This window comes from Kitasatospora paranensis, from assembly GCF_039544005.1.
Taxonomy (GTDB): Bacteria; Actinomycetota; Actinomycetes; order Streptomycetales; family Streptomycetaceae; genus Kitasatospora; species Kitasatospora paranensis.
The window spans coordinates 504032-518572 of sequence record NZ_BAABKV010000001.1 but is presented as its reverse complement, the minus strand read 5'-3'; the positions used below and the strand labels follow the sequence as shown (position 1 = coordinate 518572).

The 14541-nt window shown below is 70.9% G+C and carries 20 protein-coding genes and 1 pseudogene; 17 read left to right on the top strand and 4 right to left on the bottom strand.

Annotation, left to right across the window (positions count from 1 at the left end; all coding sequences use genetic code 11):
• The first annotated feature begins 514 nt into the window (after positions 1 to 514).
• Entirely contained in the window at positions 515 to 964 is a 450-nt protein-coding gene (locus ABEB13_RS02645) for an SRPBCC family protein (RefSeq protein ID WP_345704081.1), read from the top strand.
• Positions 965 to 1050: 86 nt separating this feature from the next.
• Here the strand turns inward: ABEB13_RS02645 and ABEB13_RS02640 are convergent.
• Positions 1051 to 2129, bottom strand: a pseudogene (locus ABEB13_RS02640) (SRPBCC family protein).
• A 3-nt stretch (positions 2130 to 2132) separates the two neighbouring features.
• The gene (locus ABEB13_RS02635) at positions 2133 to 2981 is read right to left on the bottom strand and encodes a histone protein (protein WP_345704080.1); all 849 of its coding nucleotides are present in this window, start codon (positions 2979 to 2981) and stop codon (positions 2133 to 2135) included.
• A gap of 271 nt (positions 2982 to 3252) precedes the next feature.
• Between ABEB13_RS02635 and ABEB13_RS02630 the strand changes: the two genes are divergently transcribed.
• From ABEB13_RS02630 to ABEB13_RS02590, 9 genes are all read left to right on the top strand, one after another.
• Positions 3253 to 3639 carry a gas vesicle protein GvpO gene (locus ABEB13_RS02630; RefSeq protein ID WP_380232983.1) on the top strand — a complete coding sequence of 129 codons (387 nt, stop codon included), beginning with the start codon at positions 3253 to 3255 and terminating at the stop codon, positions 3637 to 3639.
• Between the two features lie 73 nt (positions 3640 to 3712).
• The gene (locus ABEB13_RS02625) at positions 3713 to 4153 is read left to right on the top strand and encodes a gas vesicle structural protein GvpA (RefSeq protein WP_345704079.1); all 441 of its coding nucleotides are present in this window, start codon (positions 3713 to 3715) and stop codon (positions 4151 to 4153) included.
• Between the two features lies 1 nt (position 4154).
• The gene (locus ABEB13_RS02620) at positions 4155 to 4868 is read left to right on the top strand and encodes a GvpL/GvpF family gas vesicle protein (protein WP_345704078.1); all 714 of its coding nucleotides are present in this window, start codon (positions 4155 to 4157) and stop codon (positions 4866 to 4868) included.
• A gap of 25 nt (positions 4869 to 4893) precedes the next feature.
• Positions 4894 to 5145: a gas vesicle protein GvpG gene (locus ABEB13_RS02615; protein ID WP_345704077.1), complete on the top strand. Its 252-nt coding sequence runs from the start codon at positions 4894 to 4896 to the stop codon at positions 5143 to 5145.
• A gap of 62 nt (positions 5146 to 5207) precedes the next feature.
• Positions 5208 to 5648 carry a gas vesicle protein gene (locus tag ABEB13_RS02610; protein ID WP_345704076.1) on the top strand — a complete coding sequence of 147 codons (441 nt, stop codon included), beginning with the start codon at positions 5208 to 5210 and terminating at the stop codon, positions 5646 to 5648.
• A complete protein-coding gene (locus ABEB13_RS02605) occupies positions 5645 to 6448 on the top strand; it encodes a GvpL/GvpF family gas vesicle protein (protein ID WP_345704075.1) in 804 nt (267 codons plus the stop codon). Before ABEB13_RS02610 ends, ABEB13_RS02605 begins: the two co-directional genes overlap by 4 nt.
• A complete protein-coding gene (locus ABEB13_RS02600) occupies positions 6445 to 6687 on the top strand; it encodes a gas vesicle protein (RefSeq protein ID WP_345704074.1) in 243 nt (80 codons plus the stop codon). Before ABEB13_RS02605 ends, ABEB13_RS02600 begins: the two co-directional genes overlap by 4 nt.
• Positions 6684 to 7091, top strand: a complete 408-nt coding sequence (locus tag ABEB13_RS02595) for a gas vesicle protein K (RefSeq protein ID WP_345704073.1) — start codon at positions 6684 to 6686, stop codon at positions 7089 to 7091. The genes ABEB13_RS02600 and ABEB13_RS02595 overlap by 4 nt, the downstream gene beginning before the upstream one ends.
• Positions 7092 to 7455: 364 nt before the next feature.
• A complete protein-coding gene (locus ABEB13_RS02590; protein ID WP_345704072.1) occupies positions 7456 to 7884 on the top strand; it encodes a hypothetical protein in 429 nt (142 codons plus the stop codon).
• Between the two features lie 117 nt (positions 7885 to 8001).
• On the opposite strand, the gene ABEB13_RS02585 is transcribed toward ABEB13_RS02590, so the two are convergent.
• Complete coding sequence (locus tag ABEB13_RS02585; protein ID WP_345704071.1) at positions 8002 to 8337, bottom strand: helix-turn-helix transcriptional regulator; 336 nt, start codon at positions 8335 to 8337, stop codon at positions 8002 to 8004.
• Between the two features lie 130 nt (positions 8338 to 8467).
• Between ABEB13_RS02585 and ABEB13_RS02580 the strand changes: the two genes are divergently transcribed.
• From ABEB13_RS02580 to ABEB13_RS02560, 5 genes are all read left to right on the top strand, one after another.
• Positions 8468 to 9127, top strand: coding sequence for a DUF6296 family protein (locus tag ABEB13_RS02580; protein ID WP_345704070.1), 660 nt, complete (start codon positions 8468 to 8470; stop codon positions 9125 to 9127).
• A 140-nt stretch (positions 9128 to 9267) separates the two neighbouring features.
• Entirely contained in the window at positions 9268 to 10548 is a 1281-nt protein-coding gene (locus ABEB13_RS02575) for an ABC transporter substrate-binding protein (protein ID WP_345704069.1), read from the top strand.
• Positions 10545 to 11480, top strand: a complete 936-nt coding sequence (locus tag ABEB13_RS02570; protein WP_345704068.1) for a carbohydrate ABC transporter permease — start codon at positions 10545 to 10547, stop codon at positions 11478 to 11480. The genes ABEB13_RS02575 and ABEB13_RS02570 overlap by 4 nt, the downstream gene beginning before the upstream one ends.
• Positions 11477 to 12310, top strand: a complete 834-nt coding sequence (locus ABEB13_RS02565) for a carbohydrate ABC transporter permease (protein ID WP_100893589.1) — start codon at positions 11477 to 11479, stop codon at positions 12308 to 12310. Before ABEB13_RS02570 ends, ABEB13_RS02565 begins: the two co-directional genes overlap by 4 nt.
• Before the next feature lie 31 nt (positions 12311 to 12341).
• Entirely contained in the window at positions 12342 to 13529 is a 1188-nt protein-coding gene (locus tag ABEB13_RS02560; RefSeq protein WP_345704067.1) for an ABC transporter ATP-binding protein, read from the top strand.
• 145 nt (positions 13530 to 13674) lie between these two features.
• On the opposite strand, the gene ABEB13_RS02555 is transcribed toward ABEB13_RS02560, so the two are convergent.
• Positions 13675 to 13848, bottom strand: coding sequence for a CsbD family protein (locus ABEB13_RS02555; RefSeq protein ID WP_345704066.1), 174 nt, complete (start codon positions 13846 to 13848; stop codon positions 13675 to 13677).
• A gap of 240 nt (positions 13849 to 14088) precedes the next feature.
• Between ABEB13_RS02555 and ABEB13_RS02550 the strand changes: the two genes are divergently transcribed.
• Together ABEB13_RS02550 and ABEB13_RS02545 are read left to right on the top strand one after the other, a co-directional pair.
• Entirely contained in the window at positions 14089 to 14244 is a 156-nt protein-coding gene (locus ABEB13_RS02550; protein ID WP_345704065.1) for a DUF6131 family protein, read from the top strand.
• 33 nt (positions 14245 to 14277) lie between these two features.
• Positions 14278 to 14448: a hydrophobic protein gene (locus tag ABEB13_RS02545; protein WP_345704064.1), complete on the top strand. Its 171-nt coding sequence runs from the start codon at positions 14278 to 14280 to the stop codon at positions 14446 to 14448.
• Positions 14449 to 14541: the final 93 nt, after the last annotated feature.

Genomic DNA, 14541 nt, shown 5'->3' with positions numbered 1-14541 from the left:
CCCGGCTGCGGGGCGGGGGTGTCGCTGCGGGAGATCCGGCAGATGCTGCAGGTCTGCCAGCGCAGGGCAGGCGGTGGCTCGTCCGGGGCGGTGGCCCCGGACGGCCCCGACGGCATGTCCCGGGTCGGCAGGCCGCACAGCGTGACGGCACCGCGGACCCCGGGGGCATCGGGATCCGTGGCGGCGACGTGTGCGCGGCGGACCGGCCCCGGGGGTCGGCAGGTTCCTGCCCGGGGCCGAGGAGCCGCACGTTGGTGGGGACGTCCAGTTCCAGGACGAAGACGACGTTCATCCTTCCACCGTGGCCCGGGATGCGGGAGTCCGCATGCGAGGGATGCCATCCGGGCCCTCGGTGTGCCCTGATTCCCGGGTGGCCCGGTGGGCGGGGCTCCCGGACGACCGGTCGATCGAACGCCGACGCCGAGGGAAATCCCCGGGGGGACGGTATGGCTGCGGGCCGTGGGGGCAGGCGCCGGTGGACCGACGAAGCCGAACGGAAGAGAGGGCGCGAGCAATGAGCACCGTGCAGGAATCGATCGACGTGGCCGTCCCGGTCAACACCGCCTACAACCAGTGGACCCAGTTCGAGGACTTCCCGAAGTTCATGGACGGCGTGGAGGAGATCACCCAGATCGACGACCGCCGGAGCCACTGGAGGACGAGGGTGGCCGGCGTGTCGCGGGAGTTCGACACCGAGATCGTGGACCAGGTCCCCGACGACCACGTCGCCTGGCGGACGACCGGCGGCGATACGCACCAGTCCGGGGTGGTGTCGTTCCAGATGATCGACGCCACCCACACGCGGGTGATGATGGCGATGGACTTCGAGCCGGACGGGCTGGGTGAGAAGGTCGCCGGCGCCCTGGGCATCGTCGACCGGCAGGTGAAGGGCGACCTGCGGCGTTTCAAGGCGTTCATCGAGGCGCGGGGCGTGGAGTCCGGAGGATTCCGCGGCCGACTCTGACGGCCCTCCGCCACCCGGTTCCGGCCGGACCCGCCCGTGGGGTGGGTCCGGCCGTCGTGCCGTGCGGTGATCGGTGGGGTGAGCGGTCAACGCCTGCTGTCCTCCGGTTCCTCCTCGTCCTCGTACGCCGCGTCCTCCGGCTCGTCGTCCTCGACGTCCTCGCCGTCGGGCGCATCGTCGTACTCGTCCTCGGAGTCGTACTCCTCCTCCTCCTCGTCGTAGTCGTCGTCCCCGGGCGCCTCCTCCTCGTCTGCGGCGTCCTCACCCTCCTCGCCCTCCAGGTCGTACTCGTCCAGGTCGTACTCGTCCTGGTCGTCCTCGCCGTCCTGCTCGGCGGCCTCTTCCTCCTCGACGGCCTCCTCGTGGGTCTTGACGACCTCGCCGTCGCGGATCTCGCCGCGCCAGCCGTCGGCCTCGTCGTTGCTGAGCGAGACGTAGCGCTGGAAGTTCTTGAAGTCCAGGCGCAGCCGGCGGCCCTGGGCGCGCCAGATGTTGCCGGTCTTCTCGAAGAATCCCGCGGGGTAGTACTCGACGACGAGGACGATGCGGGTCAGGGTGGGGTGATCTCGTGGAAGCTCACGGCGCCGCGGGTGCTGCCCTTGGCGCCCTGTGAGGTCCACACGATGCGTTCGTCCGGTACCTGTTCCTGCACGGTGGCCTTGAAGCTGCGCTTGGACGGCCCGACCTTGACCTTCCAGTCGGTGGTGACCTCATCGCCCTGGGAGACGCTCTGCACGCCCTTCGCGAAGCCGCTGAAGTCCTCGTACTTCGTCCAGTGGTCGTACGCGGTGCGCAGCGGAACGCCGACGTCGAGGGTCTCGATGATGTTCATCGGCTTCTTGCCGGACTTCCGTCCGGGCTTGCCGCCACCACCGCCGCCGAACGCGCCCTTGACCTTGTCGACGACGTTGTCCTTGACGCTCTTCGCCTTCTCGCCGAGGAAGGCCTTGAGCGGTGAGTCCCCTTGGAGGACACGGGCGCCGACCTTGGGGAGGACTCCGCCGTTCTCGACGACCTGGCCGAGTTGGTCGGTGACGTCGGCGACCTTGTCGCCGGCCTTCTCGGCGAGGTGCTCCACCTGTGCTCCGAGGAAGTCGACGACCTCCTGCCGCAACCGGTCGATACCGGGGGTGTCGCTGCGCGAGGTCTGCTGGGTGCCGGCCATGGTCTACCTCCGTCGGGTGGAGCGCCCGGACGGCTTGGCCGCGGTCTTCGCCGCCGTCGTGGTCTTCTGGGCCGCGGTCTTCCGGGCCGCCGTCTTCTTCGCGGGAGCCCTCTTGGCGGGGGCCGACTTCTTGGCCGGGGAGGCCTTCTTCGCGGCGGGCTTGGCGGAGGCGGTCTTGGCCGGGGTGGCGCGGCCCGTCGAGCGCTTGGCCGGGCTGCTCTTGGCCTGGCTGCTTTTGGCCGGGCTCCGCCCGGCTGTGGGTGCAGCCGTCTTCTTGGCGGGCTTGCGCGCGGCCGGGGCAGGCTTGGACGAGGCACGCGAGGAGCGCGGGCGTTCGGCGGAAGGCGCGGTCCGACGGCGTCGGCGGGGTGCCTGCGGTTCCTCCTCCTCGTCCGGCTCCTCCTCCTCGCCGTGCGGCTCCTCGTCCTCTGCCTCCTCGGCTGGTTCGTCCTCCTCGTACTCGTCCTCCTCGTACTCGTCCTCCTCGTACGGCTCGTCGTCGTCCGACTCGTCCTCGTCCCGGCCCTCGTCCGGCTTCGGCTTGCGGACGTTCAGCCTCCGCTCGCGGAGGGAGTCGGCGAATTCTCCGATGCGACGGTCGGCCGCACTGGCCAGCGCGTGTTTGCCGGCGTCGAGCAGCTCGCCCTTGACCTGGTCGTTCAGCTCGGCTACCTGAGGGATCTCGCCGAGTCTGCGGAGACCCTCGGTGGCGAGCCGCCGCGGATCGAGGTCGAACCGGCGGCCGGCGAGGTAGGTGGCGACGGCGAACGCCATGCGCCCCTTCTTGGCCCGCCCCAGCACGTAGCCGCCGGCGACGGCGGCTGCCAGGGCGGCCTTGGTGGTGTCGTTCATGGGTCATCCCTTTCCGGCGCGCGCCCGTTCCGGCGGGAGCGCGCGAGCACGCACCTACGGCCGCCACGGCCGCTCCAGGTGCGGTGCACGGTGGAGTGGTGCGTCGCGAACCAGACCCCGGAACATTCCGCCGCCGGGGCCCCGCAATACCGATACGTCTGCGCAGAAAATCAGATTCGTAACCGAATCGAGGAATACATTTCGTCGTCAGTGGAAGGCGTCCTTTGGTATGCACAGCACGCGATCTCCGAATCCGGGGAGAGGCCGGGTCATGGCGTCAGGCAACGAAGGCGAGGCGCGGCCGCGCAAACGGGCCGCCGCGGATCCCGCCGAGCCCCGCGCCTCCGCGAAGGCGCGCCGTCCACGCGGCGATGAGCCCCGAGCCGGTTCCGGGCGTCGCATCCCGGCACCCCAGGCCATGCGCCACGCGGCCGGGCAGCTCGCCGAACTCCTCGGCCGCACGCCGGAATCCGTGTCCGCACTCAAGCCGACCGAGGACGGCTGGCAGGCCGACGTGGAAGTGCTGGAACTGGAGCGGATCCCCGACACGACCAGCGTCCTGGCCAGCTACCGGGTGTCGCTCGACGCGCACGGCGACCTGGTGGCCTACGAGCGGATCCACCGATACACACGAGGCCAGATCGACCGTCGGACGTGAAGCGCCCGGGCCGATGAACGGCCGTCGGAAGCGTGCCGCCCGGTTGTGGCGGGCGCCGACGAAGGGAGACGACATGACCGTGGTGCCCCAGAGCACAGCAGCCGGGGTGGCCCGAGGCGGGAGTACCGGCAGTCTGTACGACATCCTCGAACTGATCCTGGACCGTGGCCTGGTCATCGACGTCTTCGTCCGGGTGTCCCTGGTCGGCATCGAGATACTCAAGATCGACATCAGGATCGTGGTCGCGAGCGTCGACACCTACCTGCGGTTCGCCGAGGCCTGCAACCGCCTCGACCTGGAGGCCGGCCGCAAGGCTCCGACCCAGCTCACCGACATCGTCGGCGAGGTCACCGAGAAGGGTGCGCGCGGCAAGAGCAAGGGCGCACTGTCCGGCGCTGTCGAGGCTGTCGCCGACACCCTCCACCTCGGACGCGACGAGGACGAGGAGGAGCCGGAACCCGAACCCAGGCGGACCCGGCCGGCCCGCAGGCCCGCACGACGCCGGGAGGAATGACATGGCCCTCTACGTGTACGCCGTCGTCGGTGCCGGACACCCCGTGCACCTGGACGGGCTCGAGGGCGTCGGCGTGACGCCGGCGGCGCTGCGCACCGTCGAGGCCGGGCCGCTCCGGGCGGTGGTCGGCGAGGCCCCCGACGGCCTGCGCCCCAAGCGCCGTGACCTGCTGGCCCACCAGGCCGTGCAGGAGCGGCTCATGAACGACGGGACCGTCCTGCCGATGCGCTTCGGGCTCACCGCCCCCGACGAGGGCACCGTCGTCACCGCCCTCAACGACCGCCGTGCCGAGTACCTCCAGCGCCTCGAAGAGCTGGAGGGGTGCGCCGAGTACCATCTCAAAGCCGCCGTGGACGAGGACGAACTCCTGCGTCGGATCCTCAGTGACAACCCGCCGGCACGCGAGCTCAACGACCGGATCAGGGCCGGGGATCAGGGCCCGGACCTCCCGCTGGCCCTCGGCGAACTCGTCGCCGGAGAGGTCCAGGCCCGGCACGAGGCACTCGCCGCCGGGATCATGGGGGCCCTGCAGCCCTTCGCCCTCCGTGATCTCGCCACCCCGCCGACCGGGACCGACTTCCTCAACGTCTCCTTCCTCGTCGCCGAGGACCGCCGGGCCGCCTTTCTCGCCGCCGAGAAGAAGCTGTTCGCCGACTTCGGCGACGACATCGACGGCCGGTTGCACGGCCCCCTTCCGCCCTACAGCTTCGTCTGACATCCGCCGAGGAGGAACATCCGCCATGGGCCTCGTGACGCAGCTCCTCACCCTGCCGCTGGCACCGATCCGCGGCACCGCGTGGATCCTGCAACGCGTCGTGGAAGCGGCCGAGGACGAGTACAACGACCCGCGTCCCGTCGAACGCGCGCTCGCCGACCTGGAACAGGAGCTGCTGGCCGGTCGCATCGACGAGGAGACGTTCGACCGCCGCGAGGACGAACTGCTCGACCGGCTGGAGGAGATCCAGGCCCGCAGGCGACCGGGCGGCCCGTGACCCGACGTCCACGTCCCTCCACACCCATCGGCACCGATCAGGCACAAAGCGAGGCGAACACGATGAGCGACCCCATCGCCGACCGGCTCGGCGCGCTGCCCTCCCGCTCCGCCCCCGCCTACAGCCAGGGATCCTCCGCGAACCTCGCCGACATCCTCGAACGGGTCCTCGACAAGGGCATCGTCATCGCGGGCGACATCCAGATCAACCTCCTCGACATCGAGCTCCTCACCATCAAACTGCGCCTGCTCATCGCCTCGGTGGACAAGGCCAAGGAGATGGGCATCGACTGGTGGGAGCGCGATCCCGCACTCTCCTCCCGGGCCGACGGCCGTCCGTCCCTCGCGGAGGAGAACAGGCGCCTGCGGGCGGAGCTCGACTCCCTTCGCCGCGGCGCCGAGATCGCTCCCGGAGCAGGTGAGGACACCGCCGACTCCGCTGAGGCGCCGCCGTCCGCCGCCGCCGGAGCGCGGTCACGTCCGACCCGCCGGAGGCAGCCGTGACCTCCACCCTCAGCTACACCTACGCCGTCGCCCGCCCCACCCCGGACCTGGCCGAGGCGCTGACCCGGACCGCAGGCGTCGCCCGTGCACCCGTCCACCTGGTCCACGCCGCAGGCAACCGGGACGTGGCCGCCGTGGTGAGCCCGGTCGGCGCCGACGACTTCGGGCAGGAGGCCCTCCGCCGGCACCTGGAGGACCTCGACTGGCTGGAGGCCGTCGCGCGCGCCCACCACGGCGTGGTCGAGATCGCCGCCGCCCGGACGACCGTCCTTCCGCTCCGGCTCGCCACCGTCCACCTCGACGACGGCAGGGTGCGGCAGATCCTCGACGACCGCCACGACGAACTCGCGGCGCAGCTGGACCGGATCGCCCACCAGCAGGAATGGGGGGTGAAGCTCTACCTCGCACCCGCCGCCGACCCCCCGCCGCCCCCTGCGGACCCGGACCTCACACCGGGGCGCGCCTACCTGCGCGGCCGCCGTGCCCGGCGCCTCACCCAGGAGGACGCCCGACGCGCCGCCGGGACGGCGGCGGCCCGCATCGAGGCCGTCGCCGGCTCCCACGCCACGGCCCTGACCCGGCACCCGGTCCAGCAGGGGCAACTCGCGACCGGGCCGGGCGACAACATCCTGAACGTCTCCTGCCTCGTCCCGGTGGCGCACGCGGATGCGTTCCGCGACGCCCTCGCCCACACCGTCGATGACCTGCCCGCCGTCCGCATCGACATCACCGGTCCCTGGGCGCCCTACTCCTTCGCCGCGGCTCCAGGCTCCGCCGAACCCGGCCCGGAACTCCCGTGAGCACCCCGAACGAATTCGCCCCGGTCGACGGCCCGCACCTGCCCGACCGCCAGGTCGCCCTGATCGACCTCCTCGACCGGCTGCTCACCGGCGGGGTCGTGCTCGCCGGCGACGTCGTCCTGTCGATCGCCGACATCGACCTCGTCCGCATCTCGCTGCGCGCCCTGGTCGTCTCCATCAGCGAGGACAATCCGGCGCCTTGGGCCGTCCCGGCCGACCCGGAGCTCCGCCGATCATGACCGACGACCGTGCCCGGCCACCCGACCGTCTCCAGGAAGTGGCGGATGCGGCGGCCCGTGCCTTCCGCCTGCTGCCCGCGGGGCCGCCTGGCGATCCCGACACGGGGCCCGGCCCCCGCAGCGTCGTGGCGCGGCGTGTCACCACGGGCCCCGACAGCGTCGAACGCGACCTGATGAGACTCGTCCTCACCGTGGTGGAACTCCTGCGCCAGCTCATGGAGCGCCAGGCCCTGCACCGGGTCGACGCAGGAGACCTGACGGAGCAGCAGGAGGAGGAGCTCGGCGCCACGCTGATGGCCCTGCACGACCGCATGCAGGGGCTCTGCGCCCAGTACGGCCTCACCCTGGAGGACCTCAATCTCGACCTCGGCCCGCTCGGACCTCTTCTGCCGCCCCCCGAATGACGCCGGCCGGGCACGGTGTCGGCGTTGCGATGGGGCCGCCGGAGTCCTGCGGCAGACGGCGCATGGTCTTCCCGGAGCGGGTCTGCGGCAGCGGTCACCGCCGATGACGTGTCGGCAGTACATCCAGACCTCCTGGTTGATCGGCCCGCCGATCGAGCCGATGACGCGCAGGCCGGTCGGGTCGAAGCCGGCCGGCACCTGCTCGCCCCATTGCGTGAAGGCGCGGATCGCGGTCGGCGCGCAGGACAGGATGCCGACCCGGTCCTTCCTGCCGTGCCGACCCGGTCCCGAGGAGCCGGGGGCGTGCTGTCGGCGGGGGACCGGTCGTTGAACGGGTGTGACGGGTGCTGCGGGCGAAGGGCCGGTGCTGTGGGCGTTGGCGGTGCGGGAGACGGAGGACGGCGACGTGATCGCGGAGGTGATCATCGAGGTGGGTGAGGAGGACTACGGAGCGCTTGCCGTGGATGCGTGGGAGAGCGGATTCGTGTCCTCGGCGGGGGACGCGCCGGTGACCACGGGCGTCGTCCGGGTGCGGGAGAACCGGGTGGCGGGGCTGGTGCTGGTCGGTGGTCGCCAGGTGTGGGAGCCGTTCCCGGCGATCGAGGCCTCCCCGGGCTGGCTGTCGGCCGCGGCCGAGGGCGGCGCGCTGGTCACCCTCGTCCCGCCCGGCACCTGGCCGCACCTTGCCGCACTTCCGCCCGACCGGCGCGCCGATGCGTTCGAGTCGGGATTGGAGGAGGCGCAGGACCGGGGGATGGTGCTGCGGGGCGTCGTCACGGTCGAGATGCTCTGAACGGGGCCTCTGTCGGGAGCCTGCCGGGTCGGACGACCCGGGACCAGGTCTGCCGTGCAGGTGGAGCAGTGGCTCGGACCACCGGCTGACCTGTCCGCCTCCCCTCTGCGGCGGGCTTCAGTTCCCGTCGGAGCCCACCGCCCGGTCGCCGTTTCCGGCCGGGGTCCCGTCGAGGAGCGCGAGAAGGGAGGCGACGGTGTGCCCGGCCTCGGCCGGATGGCGCAGTTCGGTGTCGGGGTTGATGTGGTAGCGGTTGCGGCGGCCTTCACGGCTGCGGGTGAGGTAACCGCCGGTTTCGAGGTCGGCGACGATGCCCTGCACGGCGCGTTCGGTCACCTGGCATGCGGTGGCGAGGTCACGCATCCGGATCTCCGGATTGCGGGCCACGAGGGAGAGCACCCGGGCATGGTTCGTGAGGAAGGTCCATCCGCTGCCGGGATCGCCACTGGTCATGACCCCATCCTACGATCAATGGTTCCTGCACTGCAATACGCGTATTAAGATTCACGTATCTATTGACATCTCTTGTGGGGCGGCGGACGATCGATTCGACAGCCTTGCTCCCCCAGAGGAGGCGCCCGTCATGTCCGAGAACCTCGGCCCGCTGAACCGGCTCACGCCCGCCCTCGGCCCGGGTACGACGGCCACGGCCGTGGGCTCCGTCGAGGACCTGCCGGACCGGCTGTTCGCTCGGACCATGCGCGGGTCCGACGGGGTGCTGCGCGTACACCTGTCGGGCGAGATCGACCCGGAGAACTCCGACGCGCTCCGGGGCGTACTGCTCGCCCTGGGGGAGGAGCGGCCGAGCGCCGTCGAGCTCGACCTGCACGACGTGGCCTTCATGGACTGCTCCGGCCTCAACGTCCTGCTCGAACTGCGCCTGCAGGGAATCGCCGCGGGATTTCCGGTCCGGCTGCGCGCCGCGAGCCGCACCGTTCTTCGCCTGCTGGAGGTCTCCGAGACGCTGCCGCTCTTCACCGGTGGCCGACCGGTCCGGGGGCCTGTGCTGACCACCCGGATCCAGCGCTGGCTGCTCACCTTCCCCGGCACCCCGGGCTGCCACGCCGATCAGCCGAGCGTGGTCGTCGCCCTCATCGGCACCGGCCCCGGTGGCCACCCGGCGTACAGCGACGCCGCCGGAACGGTGCGGGCCGAGATCACCGCCACGGGCCACGTCCACGTGCTGGACAGCGGGCCGCACCCCTCACCACGCACACCCCCGCACGCCCAGCCCCTCACCTGATCGCCGCTCCCGACCGATCCGGGCGCGAGCCGTTGAGCCGTCAGGTGGATCTCTGGCCGGGCCGCCGAGTGGCCCCGTGGCGCGGGGAGGCAGGCTTTGTAACGTGTCGCGGCAGGTGACCGTCCGAGGCCAGGAGTGCGATGCTCAGCAGCCGAACCTTCCGTTCACGGTGGTCGGCTGCCGTCGCCGGGCTGCCCGTGCTCCTGACGGCGCTCACCGGCTGCGCCAGCGGCGGCGGGGGCGGCGGTCCCGTGGCACTCAACTGGTACAACTTCCCGGACGACTCCGGCGCTCTCCAGCAGGCCGCCGACGGCTGCAGCAAGAAATCCGGCGGCCGGTACGTCATCCACTACAACAAGCTGCCCCGCACGGCCGACGGCCAGCGGCAGCAACTGGTGCGCCGCCTCGCCGCGCACGACGCCGGGGTCGACATCATGGGCCTGGACGTGACCTGGCCGGCGGAGTTCGCCGAGGCCGGCTGGATCCGTGAGTGGACCGGGGCGATGAAGGAGCAGGCGACCGCCGACACCCTCCAGGCGGCGGTGCAGACCGCCACCTGGAAGGGCAGGCTCTACGGCGCCCCCTACAACTCCAACACCCAACTGCTCTGGTACCGCGACGACCTGGTGCAGACTCCGCCCAGGAGCTGGGCCGAGATGCTGGCACAGGCCGGCGCGCTCGCGAAGGCCGGCAAGCCGCACTACGTCGAGATCCAGGGCGCCCAGTACGAGGGCCTCACCGTCTGGTTCAACACCCTGGTGACCAGCGCGGGCGGCACGATCCTGACACCCGACGCCCAGGCCCCCTCGCTCGGGCCGCCGGCCGTGGTCGCGGCCGGGATCATGCGGGCCACCGCACGGTCCGCAGCGGCGGACCCGTCGCTGCCCAACCAGATGGAGGACGAGAACCGGCTCGCGATGGAGTCCGGGACCGCCGCGTTCGAGCTGAACTACCCGTTCGTCTACCCGTCCATGAAGGCCAATCAGCCGGAGCTCTTCAAGCACTTCAAGTGGGCCCCCTACCCCGGGGTGACCGCGGACCGGCCCGCGACGGTGACCATCGGCGGCATCGACCTCGCCGTCGGGGCCTACAGCCGGCACCCCGACCTCGCCTTCGCGGCCACCCTCTGCCTGCGCGACCGCGACAACCAGCTCACCAACGCGCTCAAGGGCGGTCTCCCGCCGTCGCTGCGCGGTCTCTACCAGGCAGCGGAACTGACGAAGAACTACCCGTTCGCCGCGGACGTGCTGGCCGCGCTCGACACGGCGAGCGTACGGCCCCGCACCCCGGCGTACCAGAACGTGTCGATCGCCATCTCGCACACCCTGTCGCCACCCGCCGCGATCCAGCCCGAGAGCAGCATCGCCGACCTCCGGGGGCAGATCCAGGACGCACTCGGTTCGAAGGGGTTGATCCCGTGAGCCCATCCGCCACGGCCGCCGAACACGAGCGCGCCCGACCGCGTCCCGAACTGTCCGAGGGCGCGCGCCAGGAGCGGCGGCTCGGCCTGCTGCTCTGCGCGCCCGCGGTGGTCGTGATGGTCGCCGTCACCGCCTACCCCATCGCCTACGCGATCTACCTCTCCCTGCAGCGCTACGACCTCCGGTTCCCCGGGCAGGCCCACTGGGTCGGGCTCAGCAACTACGGGGCCGTCCTGACGTCCCCGTTCTGGTGGCAGGCCCTGTGGGTGACCGTCCTCATCACGGTCGTCTCGGTCGCCGTCGAACTCGTGCTGGGGATGGCACTCGCCCTGGTGATGCACCGGGCGATCTTCGGGCGGGGGACCGTCCGCACTGCCGTCCTGATCCCGTACGGCATCGTCACCGTGGTCGCCGCCTACTCGTGGCAGTACGCCTGGACGCCGGGCACCGGCTACCTGGCCGCACTGCTGCCGGCCGGGAGCGCACCACTGACCGACCAGTGGCAGGCCATCGGCCTGATCATCCTGGCCGAGGTGTGGAAGACCACCCCGTTCATGGCGCTGCTGCTGCTCGCCGGACTCGCCCTCGTCCCCGACGAGACGGTGTGGGCCGCCATGGTTGACGGGGCGAACTTCTGGCAGCGGCTGCGGCTGGTCGTCCTGCCGCTGATGAAGCCCGCCATCCTGGTCGCGCTGCTGTTCCGCACGCTCGACGCGTTCCGGATCTTCGACAACATCTACGTCCTGACGGGCGGCTCCAACGACACCGGCTCCGTGTCGATCCTCGGCTACGACAATCTCTTCACCGCCCTCAACCTCGGCATCGGGTCGGCGATCTCGGTACTGATCTTCCTGTGCGTGGCAGCCATCGCCTTTCTCTTCATCAAGATCTTCGGTGCCGCGGCGCCGGGCGGCGAACCGGAGCGGCGATGATGTCCCACCGCAGCAGGACCCTCACCGGCTGGGGCGTCGTCAATCTCATCGTGATCCTCTACGCGCTGTTCCCCGTGTGGTGGATCGCGGCGCTGTCGTTCAAGGACCCGAGCACGCTCACCGACGGCAACTTCATTCCGCGCAAGTGGACGTGGGCCAACTACCGCGGCATCTTCCAGACCTCGGAGTTCACCCGGGCCCTGATCAACTCCATCGGCATCGCCGTGATCGCCACGACGATCGCCGTCGTCCTGGGCACCATGGCCGCGTACGCGGTCGCCCGCCTGCGTTTCCCCGGCAAGCGGCTGCTGATCGGCATGTCGCTGCTGATCGCGATGTTCCCGCCCATCTCGCTGGTCTCCCCGCTGTTCAACATCGAGCGGGTGCTGGGCATCTTCGACACCTGGGCCGGGCTGATCATCCCGTACATGACCTTCTCGCTGCCGCTGGCGATCTACACCCTGTCCGCGTTCTTCCGCGAGATCCCCTGGGACCTGGAGAAGGCCGCCAAGATGGACGGCGCCACCCCCGCGCAGGCCTTCCGGCTGGTCATCGCGCCACTGGCGGCGCCCGGTGTCTTCACCACCGGGATCCTCGTCTTCATCTTCTGCTGGAACGACTTCCTCTTCGCGATCTCGCTCACCTCCACCACGGCGGCCCGGACCGTACCCGCCGCCATCGCGTTCTTCACCGGCAGTTCGCAGTTCCAGCAGCCCACCGGTTCGATCGCCGCCGCCGCCGTGGTGATCACCGTACCGATCGTGATCTTCGTGCTGCTGTTCCAGCGTCGCATCGTCGCCGGACTCACCGCCGGCGCAGTCAAGGGATGAGCCCGCCCCGGGCGGGACAGGAAGGCAGACCGTGGCCGAGATCGTCCTCGACGGCATCACCAAGCGCTACCCCGACGGTGCGCTCGCCGTCAAAGACTTCAACCTCACCATCGCCGACGGAGAGTTCGTCATCCTCGTCGGCCCCTCGGGCTGCGGCAAGTCCACCACCCTCAACATGATCGCCGGGCTGGAGGACATCACCGCCGGGACGCTGCGGATCGACGGCCGGGTGGTCAACGACAAGGCGCCCAAGGACCGCGACATCGCCATGGTCTTCCAGAGCTACGCGCTCTACCCGCACATGAACGTCCGCGACAACATGGGCTTCGCACTGCGGCTGGCGAAGGCCGACAAGGCGGTCATCAGGACGAAGGTCGAGGAGGCCGCCCGCATCCTCGACCTCACCCAGCACCTCGACCGGAAGCCGGCGAACCTCTCCGGCGGCCAGCGCCAGCGCGTCGCCATGGGCCGCGCCATCGTCCGCGACCCCAAGGCCTTCCTGATGGACGAACCGCTCTCCAATCTCGACGCCAAGCTCCGCGTCCAGATGCGCACCCAGATCGCCGCCCTCCAACGCCGCCTCGGCACCACCACCGTCTACGTGACGCACGACCAGGTCGAGGCGATGACCCTCGGCGACCGGGTCGTGGTCATGCGCGGCGGTGTCGTCCAGCAGGTCGGTACGCCGCAGCACCTCTACGACGCCCCCGTGAACCTCTTCGTCGCCGGATTCATCGGGTCACCCGGCATGAACTTCCTCGCAGCCAGCCTCGAACAGAACGCCCTGCGCACCTCGCTCGGCGACCTCGCGATCGACGACCGGCTGCGCCGCCTGCTGGAGGGGCAGGACGCCCCGCGCGACCTCATCGTCGGTGTCAGGCCCGAGGACTTCGAGGACGCCGCACTCGTGGGCGAACGGCGCTCCGGACAGACCTGCACCGCCACGGTCGACGTACGGGAGTCGGTGGGCTCCGACGTCTACGTCCACTTCACCGAGGAGGGCGGACCCGCAGGCACCGCCGAGCTCGCCGAGCTCGCCGCCGACTCGGGCCGCGCCGACACCGGGATGCAGGGCCACCGGATCGTCGCGCGCCTCGACCCCGCCACCAGCGCGGTCGAAGGCAGCCCCCTGGAACTGTGGATCGACACCGCTCGCATCCACGTCTTCGACCCGGCGACCGGCGCCAACCTCACCCACCCCGAACGGGCCGGGCAGTAGGGCGGAGAGGGCGCGGCTCCGGGCGGCCGCCCGTCGCCGTCGCGACGGGCGCCGGAACGGGTGACGCCTGTCGTACCCGCGCGGTCCCGCCACCCTTCCCCGGGTGGCGGGACCGCGCGGTGGCGTGATGCGCGAGGTGCCTGCGTCAGTCCTTGAAGACGTCCTTCACTTTCTCGCCGGCCTGCTTCAGGTCGCTCTTCGCCTGCTCGCCCTTCCCCTTGGCCTCCAGACTCCTGTTTCCGACGGCCTTCCCGGCGGTCTCCTTGACCTTGCCCTCGATCTTCTCGCCGGTGTTCTTGACCTTGTCGCCGCTGCCCATGGGGTGCCTCCTGAAAGTGGCTCGGGGCCGTTGCATCAGGCGTCTGCCCGGGCTGGGGCGGGTGAACCGGACGAATGTCCAGGGGTGGCCGGCGGCCCGCGGAGTGCGGTCACCGACGGGCGACGGCGAGGCGACGCCCATGGGGCGATTGGCGGCCGTGCCGGGGAGCCTCCTCCTCCGGTTGGGATCCGCCGGCCCGGGAAGACGCAGGTCGAGGGGGACGGAAGCAAGGAGAGCGACATGATCGTTCTGGGTGTGATCCTGCTCGTGATCGGTCTCGTCACCGGTCTCGGATTCCTCTGGACCATTGGCGTGGTGCTCCTCGTCATCGGTCTGATCCTCCTGATCCTCGGCTCGGTGGGCCGTGAGGTGGGCGGACGCCGCCACTACTGGTGAAGCGCGTCCGGGCCGCTCGCCTTGGAGGCTGCCGTGCCGGTACTTGTTGTCCTGCTGCTGTGTGCTCTGCTGCTGTTCACGCTCGGCTTCGCCTTCAAGCTGCTCTGGTGGGCCGCACTCGCGGCCTTCGTGCTCTGGCTGATCGGCTCCCTACGTCGCGGCACGAGTACCGACAGCTCCGGTCGCAGCCGGCACCACCGGTAGCGTCCCCCGCTCCCATCGGCACACCGGGCCGCCACTGCCGCGCCCCGGACGTCCTTGTTTCGGGCGGCCCGGGCGGGTGAGACGAGCGGGCGG

What these genes read in the sequence shown, in the direction of transcription:
- ABEB13_RS02635 (WP_345704080.1), bottom strand. Translation starts at nt 2,981, where the DNA reads ATGAACGACACCACCAAGGCCGCCCTGGCAGCCGCCGTCGCCGGCGGC.
- ABEB13_RS02620 (WP_345704078.1), top strand. Translation starts at nt 4,155, where the DNA reads ATGGCCCTCTACGTGTACGCCGTCGTCGGTGCCGGACACCCCGTGCAC.
- ABEB13_RS02630 (WP_380232983.1), top strand. Translation starts at nt 3,253, where the DNA reads ATGGCGTCAGGCAACGAAGGCGAGGCGCGGCCGCGCAAACGGGCCGCC.
- ABEB13_RS02550 (WP_345704065.1), top strand. Translation starts at nt 14,089, where the DNA reads ATGATCGTTCTGGGTGTGATCCTGCTCGTGATCGGTCTCGTCACCGGT.
- ABEB13_RS02555 (WP_345704066.1), bottom strand. Translation starts at nt 13,848, where the DNA reads ATGGGCAGCGGCGACAAGGTCAAGAACACCGGCGAGAAGATCGAGGGC.
- ABEB13_RS02580 (WP_345704070.1), top strand. Translation starts at nt 8,468, where the DNA reads ATGTCCGAGAACCTCGGCCCGCTGAACCGGCTCACGCCCGCCCTCGGC.
- ABEB13_RS02615 (WP_345704077.1), top strand. Translation starts at nt 4,894, where the DNA reads ATGGGCCTCGTGACGCAGCTCCTCACCCTGCCGCTGGCACCGATCCGC.
- ABEB13_RS02645 (WP_345704081.1), top strand. Translation starts at nt 515, where the DNA reads ATGAGCACCGTGCAGGAATCGATCGACGTGGCCGTCCCGGTCAACACC.
- ABEB13_RS02595 (WP_345704073.1), top strand. Translation starts at nt 6,684, where the DNA reads ATGACCGACGACCGTGCCCGGCCACCCGACCGTCTCCAGGAAGTGGCG.
- ABEB13_RS02625 (WP_345704079.1), top strand. Translation starts at nt 3,713, where the DNA reads ATGACCGTGGTGCCCCAGAGCACAGCAGCCGGGGTGGCCCGAGGCGGG.
- ABEB13_RS02565 (WP_100893589.1), top strand. Translation starts at nt 11,477, where the DNA reads ATGATGTCCCACCGCAGCAGGACCCTCACCGGCTGGGGCGTCGTCAAT.
- ABEB13_RS02575 (WP_345704069.1), top strand. Translation starts at nt 9,268, where the DNA reads ATGCTCAGCAGCCGAACCTTCCGTTCACGGTGGTCGGCTGCCGTCGCC.
- ABEB13_RS02610 (WP_345704076.1), top strand. Translation starts at nt 5,208, where the DNA reads ATGAGCGACCCCATCGCCGACCGGCTCGGCGCGCTGCCCTCCCGCTCC.
- ABEB13_RS02585 (WP_345704071.1), bottom strand. Translation starts at nt 8,337, where the DNA reads ATGACCAGTGGCGATCCCGGCAGCGGATGGACCTTCCTCACGAACCAT.